Source organism: Pseudomonas sp. B14(2022) (assembly GCF_012030485.1).
Classification (GTDB): domain Bacteria; phylum Pseudomonadota; class Gammaproteobacteria; order Pseudomonadales; family Pseudomonadaceae; genus Aquipseudomonas.
The window spans coordinates 46,646-62,460 of sequence record NZ_JAAUVM010000020.1; the positions used below are offsets into that span (position 1 = coordinate 46,646).

13 protein-coding genes are annotated in these 15,815 nt (G+C 60.6%); 8 read left to right on the forward strand and 5 right to left on the reverse strand.

Annotated elements, in window-relative coordinates; genetic code table 11:
• Positions 1–189 precede the first annotated feature (189 nt).
• Positions 190–1,518 carry a tRNA (N6-isopentenyl adenosine(37)-C2)-methylthiotransferase MiaB gene (miaB, locus tag HCF10_RS23965; protein WP_053138071.1) on the reverse strand — a complete coding sequence of 443 codons (1,329 nt, stop codon included), beginning with the start codon at positions 1,516–1,518 and terminating at the stop codon, positions 190–192.
• 131 nt (positions 1,519–1,649) lie between these two features.
• Here miaB and HCF10_RS23970 point away from each other — a divergent pair, with 131 nt between their 5' ends.
• From HCF10_RS23970 to HCF10_RS23995, 6 genes are all read left to right on the forward strand, one after another.
• A complete protein-coding gene (locus tag HCF10_RS23970; RefSeq protein ID WP_003236992.1) occupies positions 1,650–1,976 on the forward strand; it encodes a DUF1820 family protein in 327 nt (108 codons plus the stop codon).
• Between the two features lie 306 nt (positions 1,977–2,282).
• Positions 2,283–4,337 (forward strand): oxidoreductase, encoded by a 2,055-nt coding sequence (locus HCF10_RS23975; RefSeq protein WP_167656554.1) that lies wholly within the window; start codon positions 2,283–2,285, stop codon positions 4,335–4,337.
• A gap of 38 nt (positions 4,338–4,375) precedes the next feature.
• Positions 4,376–5,134, forward strand: a complete 759-nt coding sequence (locus tag HCF10_RS23980) for a transporter substrate-binding domain-containing protein (protein WP_167656555.1) — start codon at positions 4,376–4,378, stop codon at positions 5,132–5,134.
• Positions 5,135–5,151: 17 nt separating this feature from the next.
• Entirely contained in the window at positions 5,152–5,868 is a 717-nt protein-coding gene (locus HCF10_RS23985) for an ABC transporter permease (protein ID WP_131700109.1), read from the forward strand.
• Positions 5,865–6,575, forward strand: coding sequence for an ABC transporter permease (locus HCF10_RS23990; protein ID WP_131700110.1), 711 nt, complete (start codon positions 5,865–5,867; stop codon positions 6,573–6,575). Before HCF10_RS23985 ends, HCF10_RS23990 begins: the two co-directional genes overlap by 4 nt.
• A 9-nt stretch (positions 6,576–6,584) precedes the next feature.
• The gene (locus tag HCF10_RS23995) at positions 6,585–7,697 is read left to right on the forward strand and encodes a succinylglutamate desuccinylase/aspartoacylase family protein (protein WP_145336716.1); all 1,113 of its coding nucleotides are present in this window, start codon (positions 6,585–6,587) and stop codon (positions 7,695–7,697) included.
• Here HCF10_RS23995 and HCF10_RS24000 read toward each other — a convergent pair whose 3' ends face one another.
• The 4 genes from HCF10_RS24000 to HCF10_RS24015 all read right to left on the reverse strand — a co-directional run bounded on the left by HCF10_RS24000 (position 7,698) and on the right by HCF10_RS24015 (position 11,233).
• Positions 7,698–8,252 carry a tetratricopeptide repeat protein gene (locus tag HCF10_RS24000; RefSeq protein WP_131700112.1) on the reverse strand — a complete coding sequence of 185 codons (555 nt, stop codon included), beginning with the start codon at positions 8,250–8,252 and terminating at the stop codon, positions 7,698–7,700.
• A gap of 225 nt (positions 8,253–8,477) precedes the next feature.
• Positions 8,478–9,761, reverse strand: coding sequence for a glutamate-1-semialdehyde 2,1-aminomutase (hemL, locus tag HCF10_RS24005; RefSeq protein ID WP_131700113.1), 1,284 nt, complete (start codon positions 9,759–9,761; stop codon positions 8,478–8,480).
• An 18-nt stretch (positions 9,762–9,779) separates the two neighbouring features.
• The gene (gene thiE, locus HCF10_RS24010; protein ID WP_131700114.1) at positions 9,780–10,403 is read right to left on the reverse strand and encodes a thiamine phosphate synthase; all 624 of its coding nucleotides are present in this window, start codon (positions 10,401–10,403) and stop codon (positions 9,780–9,782) included.
• A gap of 32 nt (positions 10,404–10,435) precedes the next feature.
• The gene (locus tag HCF10_RS24015; RefSeq protein ID WP_124418525.1) at positions 10,436–11,233 is read right to left on the reverse strand and encodes a hydroxymethylpyrimidine/phosphomethylpyrimidine kinase; all 798 of its coding nucleotides are present in this window, start codon (positions 11,231–11,233) and stop codon (positions 10,436–10,438) included.
• Between the two features lie 273 nt (positions 11,234–11,506).
• Between HCF10_RS24015 and HCF10_RS24020 the strand changes: the two genes are divergently transcribed.
• Positions 11,507–13,897 carry a hybrid sensor histidine kinase/response regulator gene (locus HCF10_RS24020; RefSeq protein ID WP_167656556.1) on the forward strand — a complete coding sequence of 797 codons (2,391 nt, stop codon included), beginning with the start codon at positions 11,507–11,509 and terminating at the stop codon, positions 13,895–13,897.
• Between the two features lie 99 nt (positions 13,898–13,996).
• Positions 13,997–15,652 carry an acyl-CoA dehydrogenase family protein gene (locus HCF10_RS24025; protein ID WP_167656557.1) on the forward strand — a complete coding sequence of 552 codons (1,656 nt, stop codon included), beginning with the start codon at positions 13,997–13,999 and terminating at the stop codon, positions 15,650–15,652.
• Positions 15,653–15,815 lie beyond the last annotated feature (163 nt).

Below are 15,815 nucleotides of genomic sequence, written 5' to 3' on the forward strand. Positions count from 1 at the left end.
GCTTTTAGCCGCCCTTTGGCTGTTTAAGTGAAAGAGAGGATAACGCCAGTGACGCGGGTACGAAAGCACTTACGTCATTGGAATGTTGCACGGTTCCAATGTGGGAGGGGGCTTGCCCCCGATAGCGGTGTGCCGGCAATCAATGAGTGCTCTGATTCGCCGCCATCGAGGGCAAGCCCCCTCCCACGCTTATTGCACCAGCGACCCACGCAACGAGTGCGGTTGCGCCGCATCGATGTGCACATCGGCAAATTGGCCAATCAGGGTTGGATTATCGCAACGGAAGTTGACGATTCGATTGTTCTCGGTGCGGCCCTGCAATTCGCCAGGGTCTTTTTTCGAGTAGTCGGTGACCAGGATGCGCTGGATCGAACCGACCATTTGTCGGCTGATCTCGAAACCCTGCTGGTTAAGGCGATGTTGCAGCGCGTTCAAGCGCTCTTTTTTCAGCGCTTCCGGCGTTTCGTCCAACAGGTCCGCCGCCGGGGTGCCGGGGCGCTGGCTGTAGACGAACGAGTAGGAGAAGTCGAAACCGACGTCTTCGATCAGCTTCATGGTCTGCTGGAAGTCTTTCTCGGTTTCGCCGGGGAAGCCGACGATAAAGTCCGAGCTGATGCAGATGCCTGGCACCGCTGCGCGCAATTTGCGCAGTTTGGATTTGTATTCCAGGGCGGTGTGGTTGCGCTTCATCGCCGAGAGGATGCGGTCCGAGCCCGACTGCACCGGCAAGTGCAGGTGCTTGACCAGTTCCGGCACTTCGGCATGGGCCTGGATCAGGCTGTCGGAGAATTCCAGCGGGTGCGAGGTGGTATAGCGAATGCGTTCGATGCCATCCACCGCAGCGACCACGCGGATCAACTCCGCCAGGTCAGCCAGGCGCCCGTCGTGGGTCAGGCCGCGATAGCCGTTGACGTTCTGGCCCAGCAGGGTCACTTCGCGCACGCCGTTTTCGGCCAGGTGGATGATTTCTGCGAGCACGTCGTCAAACGGCCGGCTGACTTCTTCACCACGGGTGTAGGGCACCACACAGAAGGTGCAGTACTTGCTGCAGCCTTCCATCACCGACACGTAGGCGCTCGGCCCGTCGATGCGCGGCTCGGGCAGGTGGTCGAATTTTTCGATTTCCGGGAACGAGACGTCGACCTGGGGCAGCTTGGTGATGCGTGCGGCGTCGATCATTTCCGGCAGGCGGTGCAGGGTCTGTGGGCCGAAGACCACGTCGACATACGGCGCACGGTCGCGGATCGCGGCGCCTTCCTGGCTGGCCACGCAACCGCCGACGGCGATCACCATGTCGGGGTTGGCCAGTTTCAACTCGCGCCAGCGGCCCAGCTGCGAGTACACACGGTCCTGGGCTCGCTCACGGATCGAGCAGGTATTGAGCAGGATCACGTCGGCATCTTCGGCGCGGGCGGTGACTTCCAGGGCCTGGTGTTCACCCAGCAGGTCGACCATGCGCGAGCTGTCGTACTCGTTCATCTGGCAACCGTGGGTTTCGATATAAAGCTTCTTGGCCATGGGAATCGTCAACTGGTGGTAAAGAACCGCGCATTATAGGGGTCATGCCCATCGGTTCCTAGCGCTGTGCATCGGGTGCCATGCTATAGTTCGCGCCCTCTTTTATATCCCCCATGTGTTCCTCACCCACCATGACCAAACGTGAAGCTCCAATCTATAAGGTGATTTTCCTCAACCAGGGCCAGGTGTTCGAAATGTACGCCAAGCAGATCTATCAAAGTGATCTGTGGGGCTTCCTGGAAGTGGAAGAGTTCGTCTTTGGCGAGCGCACGCAGCTGGTCGTCGATCCGGGCGAGGAAAAACTCAAGGCCCAGTTCGAAGGTGTGGTGCGCAGTTTTGTGCCGATGCATTCGATTGTGCGCATCGACGAAGTCGAGCGCCTGGGCACGCCGAAAATCAGCGAAGCCCGGGGCGTGAGCAATGTCATGCCGTTTCCGATGCCGATGCCTGAAAAGTGAATTTCAACTATTTTGTAGGGCGTTTCTGATTTTGCTCTCTCGTGCATAGACATTTTGTTTGAAAAATAGCAGATTTTGTTTATGCAGAGAGGGCGTCATGAATATACCAATAATAAAGTGCCTCGACGTTTCCCCTGTTTCAGTGGCGTTTTAGTTTCGCTTGTTAATTAATGAGCCGTCAAAAAAGTTTGATTTTGAAGCGCGTGGGCATTAGCGCACTGTTGCACTGTTACGCCACGCTATTAGTTAACGCCGAGTTTCTTTTCACGCAGTCATCAACGGACTTATCTGTTCGGGAGTAGCCTTGTGCGCGATCCTCGTTATGACATTCTGTTTGAACCGGTACAAATAGGCCCGGTTCGCACCCGCAACCGTTTTTATCAAGTTCCCCACTGTAATGGCATGGGCCATGTGCATCCGTCGGCCATGGCCCGTATGCGCGGCGTAAAAGCCGAGGGAGGGTGGGGCGTGGTCTGTACCGAAGAATGTGAGATCAGCCCGCTGAGCGAGTTCTCTCCCTATATAGAGGCGCGTTTGTGGGATGAACGCGACATTCCGGCACTCGCTCGGATGTGTGAGGCGGTCCACGAGCACGGTTCACTGGCCGGCGTCGAGTTGGCGTTCAATGGTTACTCCGCGCCCAACCGCTACAGCCGTGAAATCCCCTGGGCGCCCTCCAATACGCCAGTGCGTGGTTATGACCCCGTGCAGGCGCGGGCCATGAGTCGTGCCGATATCCAGCAGTTACGCGCCATGCACCGCGCAGCCGCCCTGCGGGCGCGGGACGCGGGTTTTGACATCATTTATGTCTATGCCGGGCATGACCTGAGCGTGCCATTCCATTTCCTCACGCCGCGTAATAACCGGCGCACCGATGAGTACGGCGGCCTACTGGAAAACCGCGTGCGCCTGTTGCGCGAATTGATTGAAGACACCCGCGATGCGGTCGGTGATCGGTGCGCCGTGGCGGTGCGCCTGGCGGTGGATGAGCAGATGGCCGGCGGTCTGTGTCGCGAGGGCGAAGGTACTGAAATTTTCTCGATGCTGGCGAACTTGCCGGACCTGTGGGATGTAAATGTCGCCGATTGGGCCAACGACAGCGTCACCGCGCGCTTTGCCTCGGAAGGTTATCAAGAGGCCTTTCTGCTGGGGCTCAAGGCGTTGACTTGCAAGCCGGTAGTCGGCGTCGGGCGGTTCACCTCGCCGGACACTATGGTCTCCATGGTCCGCCGTGGCGTTCTCGACCTCATTGGCGCGGCCCGCCCTTCGATTGCCGATCCTTTCCTGCCAAAAAAGATTGAAGAGGGGCGCACTGAAGAGATCCGTGAATGCATTGGCTGCAATGTGTGTGTCAGTGGCGATCACACCAGCACGCCTTTGCGTTGTACTCAGAATCCAACCATGGGCGAGGAGTGGCGGCGCGGCTGGCACCCCGAGTCGGTGAAGCGTACGTATGAGCCTGGGCGCGCCCTGGTGGTCGGCGCCGGCCCTGCCGGGCTTGAGTGCGCGCGGATACTGGGCGCGCGAGGGATGGACGTTGCGCTTGTAGACAGCCAGCGCACGCTGGGCGGACGCGTAGCCTTGGAGGCCCGGCTTCCGGGGCTGGCGAGTTGGGCGCGAGTCATCGACTATCGACAGGATGCCTTGAGCCGCCTGGCATCGGTCGAGATATATCGGGAAAGCCCATTGCAGGCCCAGGACATCCTCGACTTTGCTGCCGAACATGTGTTTATCGCCACCGGCTCTCGCTGGCGGCGGGACGGGCTGGGGCGCGCCCTGCGGTGCACCTTACCGGGTCTGGAGTGCCTGCCCGTGCTGACGCCGGACGATCTGATGGCGGGTGTACTGCCGCCTTCACCGGTGCTGCTGTTCGACGACGATCACTATTACATGGGCAGTGTATTGGCCGAGCACTTGGTGGCGCGGGGCGTGGACGTGGTATTCGTCACCCCAGCGGCGGATGTGGCGGCGTGGACCCACAACACCCTGGAGCAGCATCGCATCCAGCGTCGGCTGCTGGAGTTGAATGTCACGATCATCCCGTCCCACACACTGGTCAGCGGTATGCCGGAAGGTGTGCTGGCCGGGTGTGTCTATACCGAGCGAACTCGCTTTATTCCAGCAGCGTCCCTGTTGTTGGTCACGTCCCGCGAACCCGAGCAGACGCTGTTTCACGCGTTGAATAACGCGCCCGAGCACCTGCGTGCGGCCGGCATCAGCACGCTGTCGTTGATCGGCGACTGCATGGCACCCGGCACGATAGCCGCTGCGGTCTATTCGGGGCATCGAATGGCACGAGAGTTCGATGCGCCTGCTGATTCTTTATTTGTACGTCGAGAAATTCCGTTGATCGAGGTGTAGCGGATATTGCTGTTTCATTAATAACGAGGAATACAATAATGAAAAAAATAATCCTGATGTTATTTGCTCTGCTCTTTATAAGCGCGCCACTCGTTGCCGACGAATATACGGTAATTCGTTTCGGTGTCGACCCCAACTATGCTCCGTTTGCCTATAAGGATCGGACGGGAACTTTGACTGGTTTCGAAGTTGATATAGGCAATGCTGTTTGCGCACATTTGAATATTCGCTGCCAGTGGGTCGAGAGCGACTTCGACGGAATGGTCCCGAGCCTGAACGCCGGCAAGATCGACGCGATCCTGGCTTCAATGACGGTCACCGAAGCACGGCAAAAGGTGATCGATTTTTCCTCAGAGGTGTTTTCCAGCCCTACTGCCATGGTATTCCGCCCCGGCACTGAGCTGGCCAAGGGTACGGCCGTGGGCTATTTGCAGGGCAGTACTCAAGAAACTTACGCCCGCCAAGTGCTCGTTAAACAGGGCATGAAGGTCGTGGCGTACGCCGATCAGGAGCAGGTCTACGCCGATCTGGTAGCGGGACGTTTGCAGGCTTCGCTGCAGGATGCCCAGCAGGCGCAAAGCGGATTTTTGCGCCTGCCCCAAGGCGCGGGGTTCGTGCTGGGGCCGTTGATTGAAAGCGAACTGATGCCCTCCCAAAGTGCTATCGGTATCGCCAAGGGCAACCACGTGTTGAAAGCCTTGCTAGACAACGGGTTGGCCGCCCTGCACGTCGATGGCACCTATGCCCGGCTGCAAGAACAGTACTTTCCGGGTGTGGATATGTTCAGCGGTCAATGATCGGCGAGGACCCAACCATGCTACCGACCTTCACGCAATTCGCTGCAACCTTGGACGATTTCGCGCCGCTGTTGTTGCACGGTGTCTGGATCACACTGCAACTGGCGTTGTTATCACTGCTGTTGGGGCTGGTATTCGGCCTGCTGGGTGCAGGCGCCAAGCTGTCCGGGTGCAGGGCTTGGCGCTTCTGCGCACAGCTCTACACCACCCTGATCCGTGGGGTGCCGGACCTGCTTTTGATGTTGTTGATTTTCTACGGGGCACAAACCGGCTTGAGTCGTCTGACGCAGGAACTGGGCTGGGCCTACATCGAAATCGACCCTTTCAGCGCAGGAGTGCTCACCTTGGGGTTTATCTACGGCGCCTATTTCACCGAAACCTTTCGCGGCGCCTTGCTGGCCGTGCCTCGCGGTCAGTTCCAGGCCGCCAAGGCCTTGGGCATGACCTTCAGCCAAGCTTTCGTGCACGTGATATTCCCGCAAATGATGCGGTTCGCCCTGCCAGGGCTGGGCAATAACTGGATGGTTTTGCTCAAGGCCACTGCGCTGGTATCGATCATCGGCCTGGCGGATTTGATCAAAGTGGCCCAGGTAGCGGGCAAGAGCAGCCAACAGGTGTTGGCCTTTTTGCTGATGGCGGCATCGGTCTACCTGTTGCTCAGCAGCGTTTCAAGCCTCGCGTTGCGCTGGTTGGCGCGTCGTTACTGCGGCGGTGTGCAGGAGTCATCACGATGATCGAGTTGATCCAGGAGTACTGGCAGCCGTTGCTCTATTCCGACGGTCAACAACTGACAGGCCTGGCCATGACCCTGTGGCTGACCAGTGCCTCGCTGTGTTTCGGCCTGCTGCTTGCACTGCCACTGTCCATTGCCAGGGCGTCCTCGCGGCGCCGGTGGCGTTGGCCGGTGCAAAGCTTCACCTATCTGTTTCGCGGCACGCCGCTGTATATCCAGTTGCTCATCTTCTACACCGGTATCTACAGCATTGCTGCGGTTCGTGAGCAACCACTGCTGGATGGGTTTTTCCGCGAGGCACTGAACTGCACGCTGTTGGCGTTCGCCCTGAATACCGCGGCCTACACCACGGAAATACTGGCAGGTGAGATTCGAGCGATGCCGCGCGGTGAAATCGAGGCTGCGCGGTCCTTGGGGTTCGATGGTTGGAAGCTGTATGTCCACTTGATCATGCCTTCGGCCCTGCGCCGCGCATTGCCCTACTACAGCAATGAAGTGATTTTCATGCTGCATTCCACCACCTTGGCGTTTACGGCCACCGTGCCGGACATCCTCAAAGTGGCCCGGGATGCCAACGCTGCCACCTTCCTGACCTTCCAATCCTTCGGCCTCGCCGCAGTCCTTTACCTGTGCATCACCTTTGCCTTGGTCGGTCTGTTTCGCCTGGCAGAACGGCGTTGGCTGCGCTTTCTTGATCCAGGCCGATAGGAGGCCGATATGCAGGCTCACATACACGAGTTACTGGCGGCTGTGCCGGGTACGGCACGACAGATCCATAGCTTTCATTACGGTCCAGACAATGCGCCTGGCAAGGTCTACCTCCAGGCCTCGCTGCATGCCGATGAGTTGCCGGGGATGCTGGTCCTATGGCATCTGAAGCAACGGTTGGCGCAGCTGGAGGCGGCCGGATTGTTGCGTTGGTCGGTTGTGCTGGTGCCGTTGGCCAATCCGCTGGGGTTGGAACAGGTGCTGATGGACGTGCCTCAGGGGCGCTTCGATAACGATAGCCGGGAGAACTTCAACCGTTTCTTCCTTGATGTGAGCCAGCAGGTCGGTGATTGCGTGCAAGACCTGTTGACCGATGATCCTGCCAACAATCTGCAACTGATCCGTTCCAGCCTGCGGCAAACGCTTGCCTGCCAAGTACCGGCGACGCAGTTGCAATCGATGCGCTTGGTCCTGCAAACGCTGGCCTGTGACGCTGATATCGTACTGGACCTGCATTGTGATTTCGAAGCCGTGCAGCACTTGTACCTGTCACCGGATTTCTGGTCACAGGTGGAGCCCTTGGCTCGCTACCTGGGCGCCAGGGCATGCTTTCTCACCAAGGAGGCAGGAGGGCAGTCGTTCGATGAGTGCTTTACGTTGTTCTGGGCGCAGATGCAGGCGCGGTTTACCGGGCGCTTTACAGCGCCGGGGTTCGCGGTGACGGTGGAATTGCGAGGTGTTGCCGATGTGGACCACGGCCTGGCGCGGCAGGATTGCCAGGCACTGATTAACTACCTGATTCAGCGCGGAGCCATTGATGGCCATGCGCCGCCCCCGCCGCCATTACTCCACGCGCCGACGCCGTTGGCCGGGGTAGAGCCCGTGATCAGTCCGGTGGGAGGTTTGATTGTGTTTTGCGCGCAGGTGGGCGATTCCCTGGAGGCGGGGCAAGTCCTGGCCGAAATCATTGATCCGATCACCGACCACGTAACTCCGGTCATTTGTACGCGCGGGGGGCTTTTGTATGTTCGGTCACTACGGCGAATGGCTACCGCTGGTATGACGATTGCTCATGTCGCAGGCCCGAAGGCATATCGACAGGGTTATCTGTTATCGCCTTGATCAGGGCAGGGGTGAGAAGGGCGAGCGCCCATCGGCACTCTGCAGCTCCAGCAGGTAGTTGCGGAAAATCTGCCCCAGGACCTGGGTGGCCACTTCCAATTCATCGCGTTGCATGTGCTCGGCGACTTCGTCGGCGGTGTCCAGCGCGTCTTCAGCGCCGTTGACCGCGGCCATTTTCAGCACGATATAGGCCTGGACGTTATTGGCGGGCACGCCTTCGCCTTTGAAGAACATGGTACCCAATTGGAATTGCGCCTGGGCGTGGCCTTGCAACGAGGCTTTCTCGAAGTAGCTCAAGGCTTTGTTGAGGTCACGGGCCGGGTTCTTGCTGTCGTGGTAGTACTCGCCCAACTCGTATTGCGCCTGCGCATCCCCGCCGTCGGCCTGTTTCTGACACGCGCTCAGGGCTTCGGCCTGGCTGTCTGGCTGGGTATTGAGGGTGCAACGACCCATCGCTGGGATTAACAACGAGTTGCCGCCTGCCTGGGCATGTGCCAGCAGCGGCTGAAGGAGCAACAGGCAGCCCAGTACCAGGGCGCGGCCGGTGCGTTTCATGGGAATCGACTTACCTCTGACGGGGCGCGCGGATCCTCTCGGGATCCAATAAGCGCGCATTATGAAATAAGCAGGCCTCTGCTTACAAAGTCTTTACTCGTTTTTCTGCTGCTTGGGCAAGTTATCTGCCGGATTGCAGGTAAATTCTCGGAAAAATAGGGAAATGCCTGTCAGCAAAGTAGCAAACCTGACGCCGCCTACAGCAACGCCAGATTTTTCCAGCGGCTATTTCAGTGCGGCAAACGCGCGCTCGGCGGCATCCAGGGTCAGTTTCAGCTCGGCATCGCCATGGGCGATCGAGGTAAAACCGGCTTCGAAGGCACTCGGCGCCAGGTACACGCCGCCCTCCAGCATCAGGTGGAAGAAGCGCTTGAACAGGTCGGCATCGCTGCCCATCACATCATCAAAGGTGACGATGTCATCGGCGCCGCTGAAGTACAGGCCAAACATGCCGCCCGCTTGCGTGGTCACGAACGGGATACCGGCGGCATCGGCGCGCTGTTGCAGGCCGTCCAGCAGGCGGGTGGTGTAGTCGGTCAGCTCGGCGTGGAAGCCCGGGCGGCTGATCAGGCGCAGGGTGGTCAGGCCGGCCGCCATGGCCAGCGGGTTACCCGAGAGTGTGCCGGCCTGGTAGACCGGGCCCAGCGGCGCGATGTGCTGCATGATTTCGCGTTTGCCGCCGAAGCAGCCCACGGGCATGCCGCCACCGATGATCTTGCCGAACGTGCTCAGGTCCGGTGTGACGCCGTAGTGCGCCTGGGCACCGCCGAGGGCAACGCGGAAGCCGGTCATCACTTCGTCGAAAATCAGCACCACGCCGTGCTTGTCGCACTGTTCGCGCAGGCCTTGCAGAAAGCCAGGGGCGGGTGGCACGCAGTTCATGTTGCCGGCCACCGGCTCGACGATAATGCACGCCACGTCCTGGCCGACTTCACTGAGCATCTGCTCGACGGCACCGATGTCGTTGAACGGCAGGGTCAGGGTGTGTTTGGCGAACGCTGCCGGTACGCCGGCCGAGCTGGGTACGCCTTGGGTCAGCGCGCCGGAACCGGCTTTGACCAGCAGGCTGTCGGAATGGCCGTGGTAGCAGCCTTCGAACTTGATGATGCTGTCGCGGCCGGTGAAACCACGGGCCAGGCGGATCGCGCTCATGGTGGCTTCGGTGCCGGAGCTGACCATGCGCACCATCTCCATCGACGGCACGATGCTGCAGACCAGATCGGCCATCTCGGTTTCCATGGCGGTCGGCGCGCCGTAGGACAAGCCGTGTTCCAGTTGCTTGCGCACGGCGTCCAGCACGTCCGGGTGGCTATGGCCGAGGATCATCGGCCCCCAGGAACCGACGTAATCCACGTAGCGCTTGTCATCTTCGTCGGTGACGTAGGCGCCTTCGGCATGCTTGAAGAACAACGGCGTGCCGCCCACGCTCTTGAACGCACGCACGGGGGAGTTCACACCGCCGGGGATGTGTTTCTGGGCATTGGCAAACAGGGTTTCGGAACGAGACATGGTGAGGGCTCTCTGAATTCAGGATTTGATGAGTTCGTTGAAGGCGCGGGCGCGGCGCGTGACTTCCTGGGTGCTGTCGGCACCGAACAGGCCGTGGACCACGGCCAGCAGGTCGGCACCATGAGCCACCAGCGGTCCGGCGTTCTCCAGGGTGATGCCGCCGATCACGCAGATCGGCACATGCAGGCGCTTGCGGGCCTCGGCGAGCATTTCAACGGTGGCGGCCGGAGCGCCCGGCTTGGTGTTGGAATTGAAGAAGCGGCCGAAGGCGACATAACTGGCGCCTTCTTTTGCCGCCTGTTCGGCCAGTTCGATCTGGCCGTGGCAGGTGGCGCCGATGATCGCCTTGGAACCGAGCAGCGCACGGGCCGGCGTCAGTGGGCCGTCGGTCTGGCCCAGGTGCACGCCGACGCCCAGGCGCGCGGCCAAGTCAAAGTCATCATTGATAATAAGCTGGGTCTTGTAGCGCGAGCACAGCTCCCGCAGTTTTTCGGCTTCGCGCAGGCGCCGGGCTTCGTCGCTGCTTTTGTCGCGGTACTGCAGCAGGGTCACGCCACCGTCCAATGCCGCTTCGACGTAGGCGAGGAACTTGCCGGCCAACAGTTGGCTGTCGGTAATGGCGTAAAGGCCACGTAGTTTCATCGGGCAGGCCTCTTGCTTTTAAGAGCAGAAAGTTACGAACAGAAATCCAGCGGCAGACGGCGCGGTACAAACTGGCCCTGGCCGAGTTGTTCGGCGTCACGCAGGGTGCGCCAAGTGTAGTTAAGTGCCGACTGCACCGCACTCACCAGCCCTTCGCCTTGGGCGATCCGTCCGGCCAGGGCGCTGGCCAGGGTGCAGCCCGAACCGTGATAGCTGCCGGGCAGGCGCTGGCAGGTAAAGGTCTGGCGCGTGCCATCACGGCTGTAGAGGCGGTTGTGCACTTCGTGCTCATCGCCATGGCCGCCGGTGATCAACAGATGCTTGATAAACGGCAACAGCTTCTCGGCACATTCGTCGGCGGTGCCCTCGGGCAGCTCGGCGAGGATACGGGCTTCAGGCAGGTTCGGCGTGGCGATCAGCGACAGCGGCAGCAGCCGCTCGCGCATGGCATAGCCGACTTCGTCCTTGCCCAGGCTGCCGCCGCCGCCGGCGCGCAGCACTGGGTCGCACACGACCGGCAGGTGCGGGTGCGCCTGCAGCAGTTCGACCACGGTGTCGACCATTGCGGTAGAGCCGAGCATGCCCAGCTTGACCGCCGCCACTTCGGAGTCGCCGAGCACGGCATTGGCCTGGGCCAGTACCCACTCACGGTCGAGCACGCGGAAATCGCTGACATTGACGGTGTTCTGCACAGTCAGGGCAGTGACGGCCGGAGCCGCGTGGCAGCCTTGGGCGAGCAGGGCTTCGATATCTGCCTGCAAGCCGGCGCCACCACTGGGATCATGGCCGGAGAGACAGAGGACAACAGGGCGAGAGCTGTAGATATTCATGGTGCGCGAGCTTACCACCAAACGCTTTTGGCGGGGCCTTCGGGCGATGGTTGAATTTTGTCCAAAGAATGACGAATTTTTGGCGCTTTTCTTCTCGCAAAAAGCGCTGAAAGCCTTGTTCTAGAGCCTTAAGGAAAATTATTTCAATGGTGTCCAATGGCCTTTGGCGGCTATGCTAAAGTGGATCCAAACAACTTACTGTACCGCCGGTGTACGTCTTCTCAAAAGGATGGGGGGCTTTTGACATAACCGGACAGGCCACGCTGGGGCTCTATGCGCTATTTGCTGATCTTATTGTTGTGCGGGCTGCCGATGCTCGCCAGCGCCATCGAGTTCAATCAGGACACCCGAAGCCTGCCGCTGGGCCGAGCCATGCAAGCGCTCGAAGACCCGACCGATGCCCTCACCATCGCCGAAGTAAGCTCTCCCGCCTACGCTGCTCAATTCAAGCACCATGACAAAGCCACCCTCAACGCCGGCTATTCGCGCTCGGTGTTCTGGCTCAAGGTCGACCTGCATTACATGGCCAAGGACCCCCGTGCCCCCCGCACCTGGTTCCTGGAGTTGGCTTATCCACCGCTCAATCATCTGGACCTGTACCAGAACGATGGCACCGGCAATTATCGGCTGGCCAGCCGCACCGGCAGTGCGCTGCCTTTTTCCAGTCGTGACGTCAGCCAGAGCAACTATCTGTTCAAGCTCAACTTTGTGCCCAACCAGCAACAGACGCTCTACCTGCGCCTGCAAAGTGAGGGCTCGATCCAGGCGCCGCTGACGCTCTGGTCCGGCACCGCTTACCTGGAGCAACAACCGCTGCGCCTGTCTGTGCTTGGCGTGATCTACGGCGTATTGCTGGGGATGCTGGTCTACAACCTGTTCATCTACCTGAGCGTGCGCGACACCAGCTACCTGTATTACATCCTCTATATCGCCTCGTTTGCCCTGTACCAACTGTCGGTCAATGGCGTGGCCGTGCAGTACTTCTGGCCGAACAACCCGTGGTGGGCGAATGCAGCGGTACCGTTGCTGATCGGTTCGGCGGCGCTGTTCGGCAGCCTGTTCGCCCGTAGCTTCCTGCATACCGCGCAGCACAGCCGCTGGCTCAACCGGGTCTTGCTGACACTGGCGGTATGCGGTGGCGTAGTGATGGCGCTGGCGCTGCTGACCAGCTACGCCTTGGCCTTGCGCCTGGCGACCGGTTTGGCGCTGGTATTCACCGTCACCATCTTCGTCGCCGCCATCAAGGCCTGGTACTGCGGCCAGCGGGTGGCGCGGTATTTCATCATCGCCTGGTCGGCGTTCCTGTTGGGTGGGGTGGTGAATACGCTGATGGTGCTGGGCTACCTGCCCAATGTGTTCCTCACCATGTACGCCAGCCAGATCGGCTCAGCGATTGAAGTGGCGCTGTTATCCCTGGCCCTCGCCGACCGCATCAATGCCATGCGTGAGCAGCAGGCGCAGATCCTGTTCGATGCCAGCCAGAAGCTCGAAGTGCTCAACCAGCAACTGGCCCGCAGCAACCGTCTCAAGGATGAATTCCTCGCAACCCTGACCCATGAACTGCGCACGCCCATGAACGGTGTGATCGGCTCCCTTGAACTGATGCAAACGGTACCGTTGGACGACGACCTGACGCAGTACCAGCAAACTGCCGCCGGTTCGGCACGGGACATGATGCGCATGGTCGATGGCATCCTCACCCTTACCGAATTGCAGGCCGGCCGCCTGAGTGCCCAGCCTCGGGTGTTCAGCCTGCGCGGCGTGCTCGACACCCTGCGCCAGCAATTCAACGCCAGCGCCCAAGGCAAAGGCCTGGCATTTTCCATCGATGTGGCCGAGGAGCTGCCGGACCGCGTGGTGGGGGACGTCGACAAACTGATCCAGTGCCTGGATTGCTTGCTGGACAACGCTTTCAAGTTCACCCGCGAAGGCTCCGTGCGCCTGCGAGTGGTGGGTGTACCTCACAGTGATGGCGGCGTACGCCTGAGCTTTATTGTTACCGACACCGGTATTGGCTTCGCCTTCCTCGACGAGGCGACCTTGTACCAGCGCTTTTTCCAGCTCGATGGCTCCATGACCCGCGAATACGGCGGCCTGGGTATCGGCCTGGCCATCTGCCGGCAATTGATCGAGCTGTTGGGCGGACGCCTTACCCATCATTCCGAGCCGCACAAGGGCAGCCGCTTCCAGCTGGACGTGAAAGTCAGCCCGGTGCCGCCCGAGGCAAAACCGGCGCCCGACCGGCAACGCGCGCCCCAGGATTGCGCGGTATTGCTGGTGGATGACCACAGCGTCGGCCAGTTGGTGGTGCGCGGCATGTTGCTTAAGTTGGGCTACCGGGTGAAAACCGTGGAGAGCGGTCCGGCGGCGTTGGCGGCCTTGCAGGGGCAAAACTTCGACGCCGTCTTGTTGGATATACCTGAAGGCGGTTTCTCGTTGTGCTGTCAGATTCGTGCACTGCCGGGCTGTGGTGAATTGCCGGTGATCGCCTTGAGTACGTCGCTGAATACGTCTGAGCGCGAGCGCTGCCACGGCATCGGCATCACCGACCGCCTGGCCAAGCCGGTGCGCTTCGAGGCGTTGCAGGCGGTACTGGAACGCCACTTGTTGAGCGCGCTAGAGGGCGAAGGCGCCGGGCATTCGGCGCGTATGCCACTTTTTTAACCCGGATGACGGTGCTTAACTGAAAAAACCGGCCTCAATCGATCTGCGCCTTCATGGGTAGGTGTGCATTCGACAGGGCCTTTTTCCAGGAGGCCCGTCATGAACCTGCACCAGTTCGCCGAAACCCACGACGTCATCAACCAGCCGCCCTCCCTGGACGGCACCAACCTGTACCGCATCGACGTGCCCCTGCAAGAATGGTCGCGGCGCTTTGGCGCCGGCTGGGCGCAGGCGCGCATCGATGCATACGGAGCGTTGGCCGGCGGGCCGCTGATGGCGGCCGGGTTCCTGGCCAACCAGAACAAACCGCTGTTCAGCAGCCATGACCGGTATGGGCATCGTATCGATCTGGTGGAGTTTCACCCGGCCTACCACGAGCTGATGCGCACGGCAGTCGAGCATGGCCTGCCGTCGCTGCCGTGGGTCCATCCACAGTCTGGCGCCCATGTGGCGCGCGCAGCCATGACCTACCTGCACAGCCAGGCGGAGGCCGGCACCGGCTGCCCACTGACCATGACCTTCGCCTGTGTCCCGGCCCTGCGCTTGCAACCCGACCTGGCGCAGACCTGGCTGCCGAAAATCCTCAGCACCCAATACGACCCGCGCAATGTCGGCATTGCCCACAAGGCCGGTGTAACCATCGGCATGGCGATGACCGAGAAACAGGGCGGCACCGACGTGCGCGCCAACACCACCCGCGCCTATCCAGTGGGCGCGGGCGGGCCCGGGCAAGCCTATGAGCTGGTGGGCCACAAGTGGTTCTGCTCGGCGCCGATGTGCGATGCCTTCCTGACCCTGGCCCAGACCGACAAAGGCCTGACCTGTTTCCTGCTACCCCGGCACCGCCCGGATGACACCCGCAACGAGTTCTACATCCAGCGCCTGAAAAACAAATTGGGTAACTGCTCCAACGCCTCCAGTGAAGTGGAGTTTCGCGGCGCCCTGGCCTGGATGATCGGCGAAGAGGGGCGTGGCGTGCCGACCATCATCGAGATGGTTGCCATGACGCGTTTCGATTGCATGGTCGGCTCCAGCGCCTTGATGCGCCAGGCGCTGACCCAGGCCAGTCATCATTGCGCCCATCGTCTGGTCGGTGGCCGCGTACTCAGCGAGCAACCCTTGATGCAAAACGTGCTGGCCGACCTGGCCCTGGAAAGCGAAGCCGCGCTGGCCTTGAGCATGCGCATGGGCTGCGCCCTGGACAACCTGGGCGATGAGCGCGAAGCCAAGTTCGCTCGGCTGGTGACGGCGGTGGGCAAGTATTGGATCTGCAAGCGCGCCCCGGCGATGATCAACGAAGCCGCCGAATGCATGGGCGGCGCGGGCTACGTGGAGGACAGCATCCTGCCGCGCTTGTACCGTGAGGCACCGGTGAATTCGACGTGGGAAGGTTCCGGCAATGTGCAATGCCTGGATGTGCTGCGCGCACTGTCCAAGGAGCCCGGCGTGCTGGAAGCGCTGTTTGTCGAACTCGGTGACGGGCATGGTGATAAGCAACTGGCGCGGCATATCGAACATCTGAAGTCGGCGTTCATGGACACCCAGGACATCCAGTACCGCGCGCGGCAGTTGACCGAGGACATCGCCGTGGCGCTGCAGGCCAAGTTGCTGCTGGAGGCCGGTCATGGGACGGTCAGCGATGGTTTTATTACCAGCCGTTTGGGCCAGTCGTCTGGCCGCGTCTACGGCACCTTGCCGCGTGGCGTCGATGTCGGGGCCATCGTCGCGCGCTCAAGCCCCAATGTATCTGAATAAACACGGTCCAAATGTGGGAGGGGGCTTGCTCCCGATGGCTGAGTGTCAGTCAGCCTATCTATAAACTGACCCAGCGCTATTGGGAGCAAGCCCCCTCCCACAGGGATTGCAGCCATCTTGCGAGGGCACTCCAATTCAAGGTTTGCGTCTGACAGGGATACAG

What these genes read in the sequence shown, in the direction of transcription:
- miaB (WP_053138071.1), bottom strand. Translation starts at nt 1,518, where the DNA reads ATGGCCAAGAAGCTTTATATCGAAACCCACGGTTGCCAGATGAACGAG.
- HCF10_RS23970 (WP_003236992.1), top strand. Translation starts at nt 1,650, where the DNA reads ATGACCAAACGTGAAGCTCCAATCTATAAGGTGATTTTCCTCAACCAG.
- HCF10_RS23980 (WP_167656555.1), top strand. Translation starts at nt 4,376, where the DNA reads ATGAAAAAAATAATCCTGATGTTATTTGCTCTGCTCTTTATAAGCGCG.
- HCF10_RS23985 (WP_131700109.1), top strand. Translation starts at nt 5,152, where the DNA reads ATGCTACCGACCTTCACGCAATTCGCTGCAACCTTGGACGATTTCGCG.
- HCF10_RS23990 (WP_131700110.1), top strand. Translation starts at nt 5,865, where the DNA reads ATGATCGAGTTGATCCAGGAGTACTGGCAGCCGTTGCTCTATTCCGAC.
- HCF10_RS23995 (WP_145336716.1), top strand. Translation starts at nt 6,585, where the DNA reads ATGCAGGCTCACATACACGAGTTACTGGCGGCTGTGCCGGGTACGGCA.
- HCF10_RS24000 (WP_131700112.1), bottom strand. Translation starts at nt 8,252, where the DNA reads ATGAAACGCACCGGCCGCGCCCTGGTACTGGGCTGCCTGTTGCTCCTT.
- hemL (WP_131700113.1), bottom strand. Translation starts at nt 9,761, where the DNA reads ATGTCTCGTTCCGAAACCCTGTTTGCCAATGCCCAGAAACACATCCCC.
- thiE (WP_131700114.1), bottom strand. Translation starts at nt 10,403, where the DNA reads ATGAAACTACGTGGCCTTTACGCCATTACCGACAGCCAACTGTTGGCC.
- HCF10_RS24015 (WP_124418525.1), bottom strand. Translation starts at nt 11,233, where the DNA reads ATGAATATCTACAGCTCTCGCCCTGTTGTCCTCTGTCTCTCCGGCCAT.
- HCF10_RS24020 (WP_167656556.1), top strand. Translation starts at nt 11,507, where the DNA reads ATGCGCTATTTGCTGATCTTATTGTTGTGCGGGCTGCCGATGCTCGCC.
- HCF10_RS24025 (WP_167656557.1), top strand. Translation starts at nt 13,997, where the DNA reads ATGAACCTGCACCAGTTCGCCGAAACCCACGACGTCATCAACCAGCCG.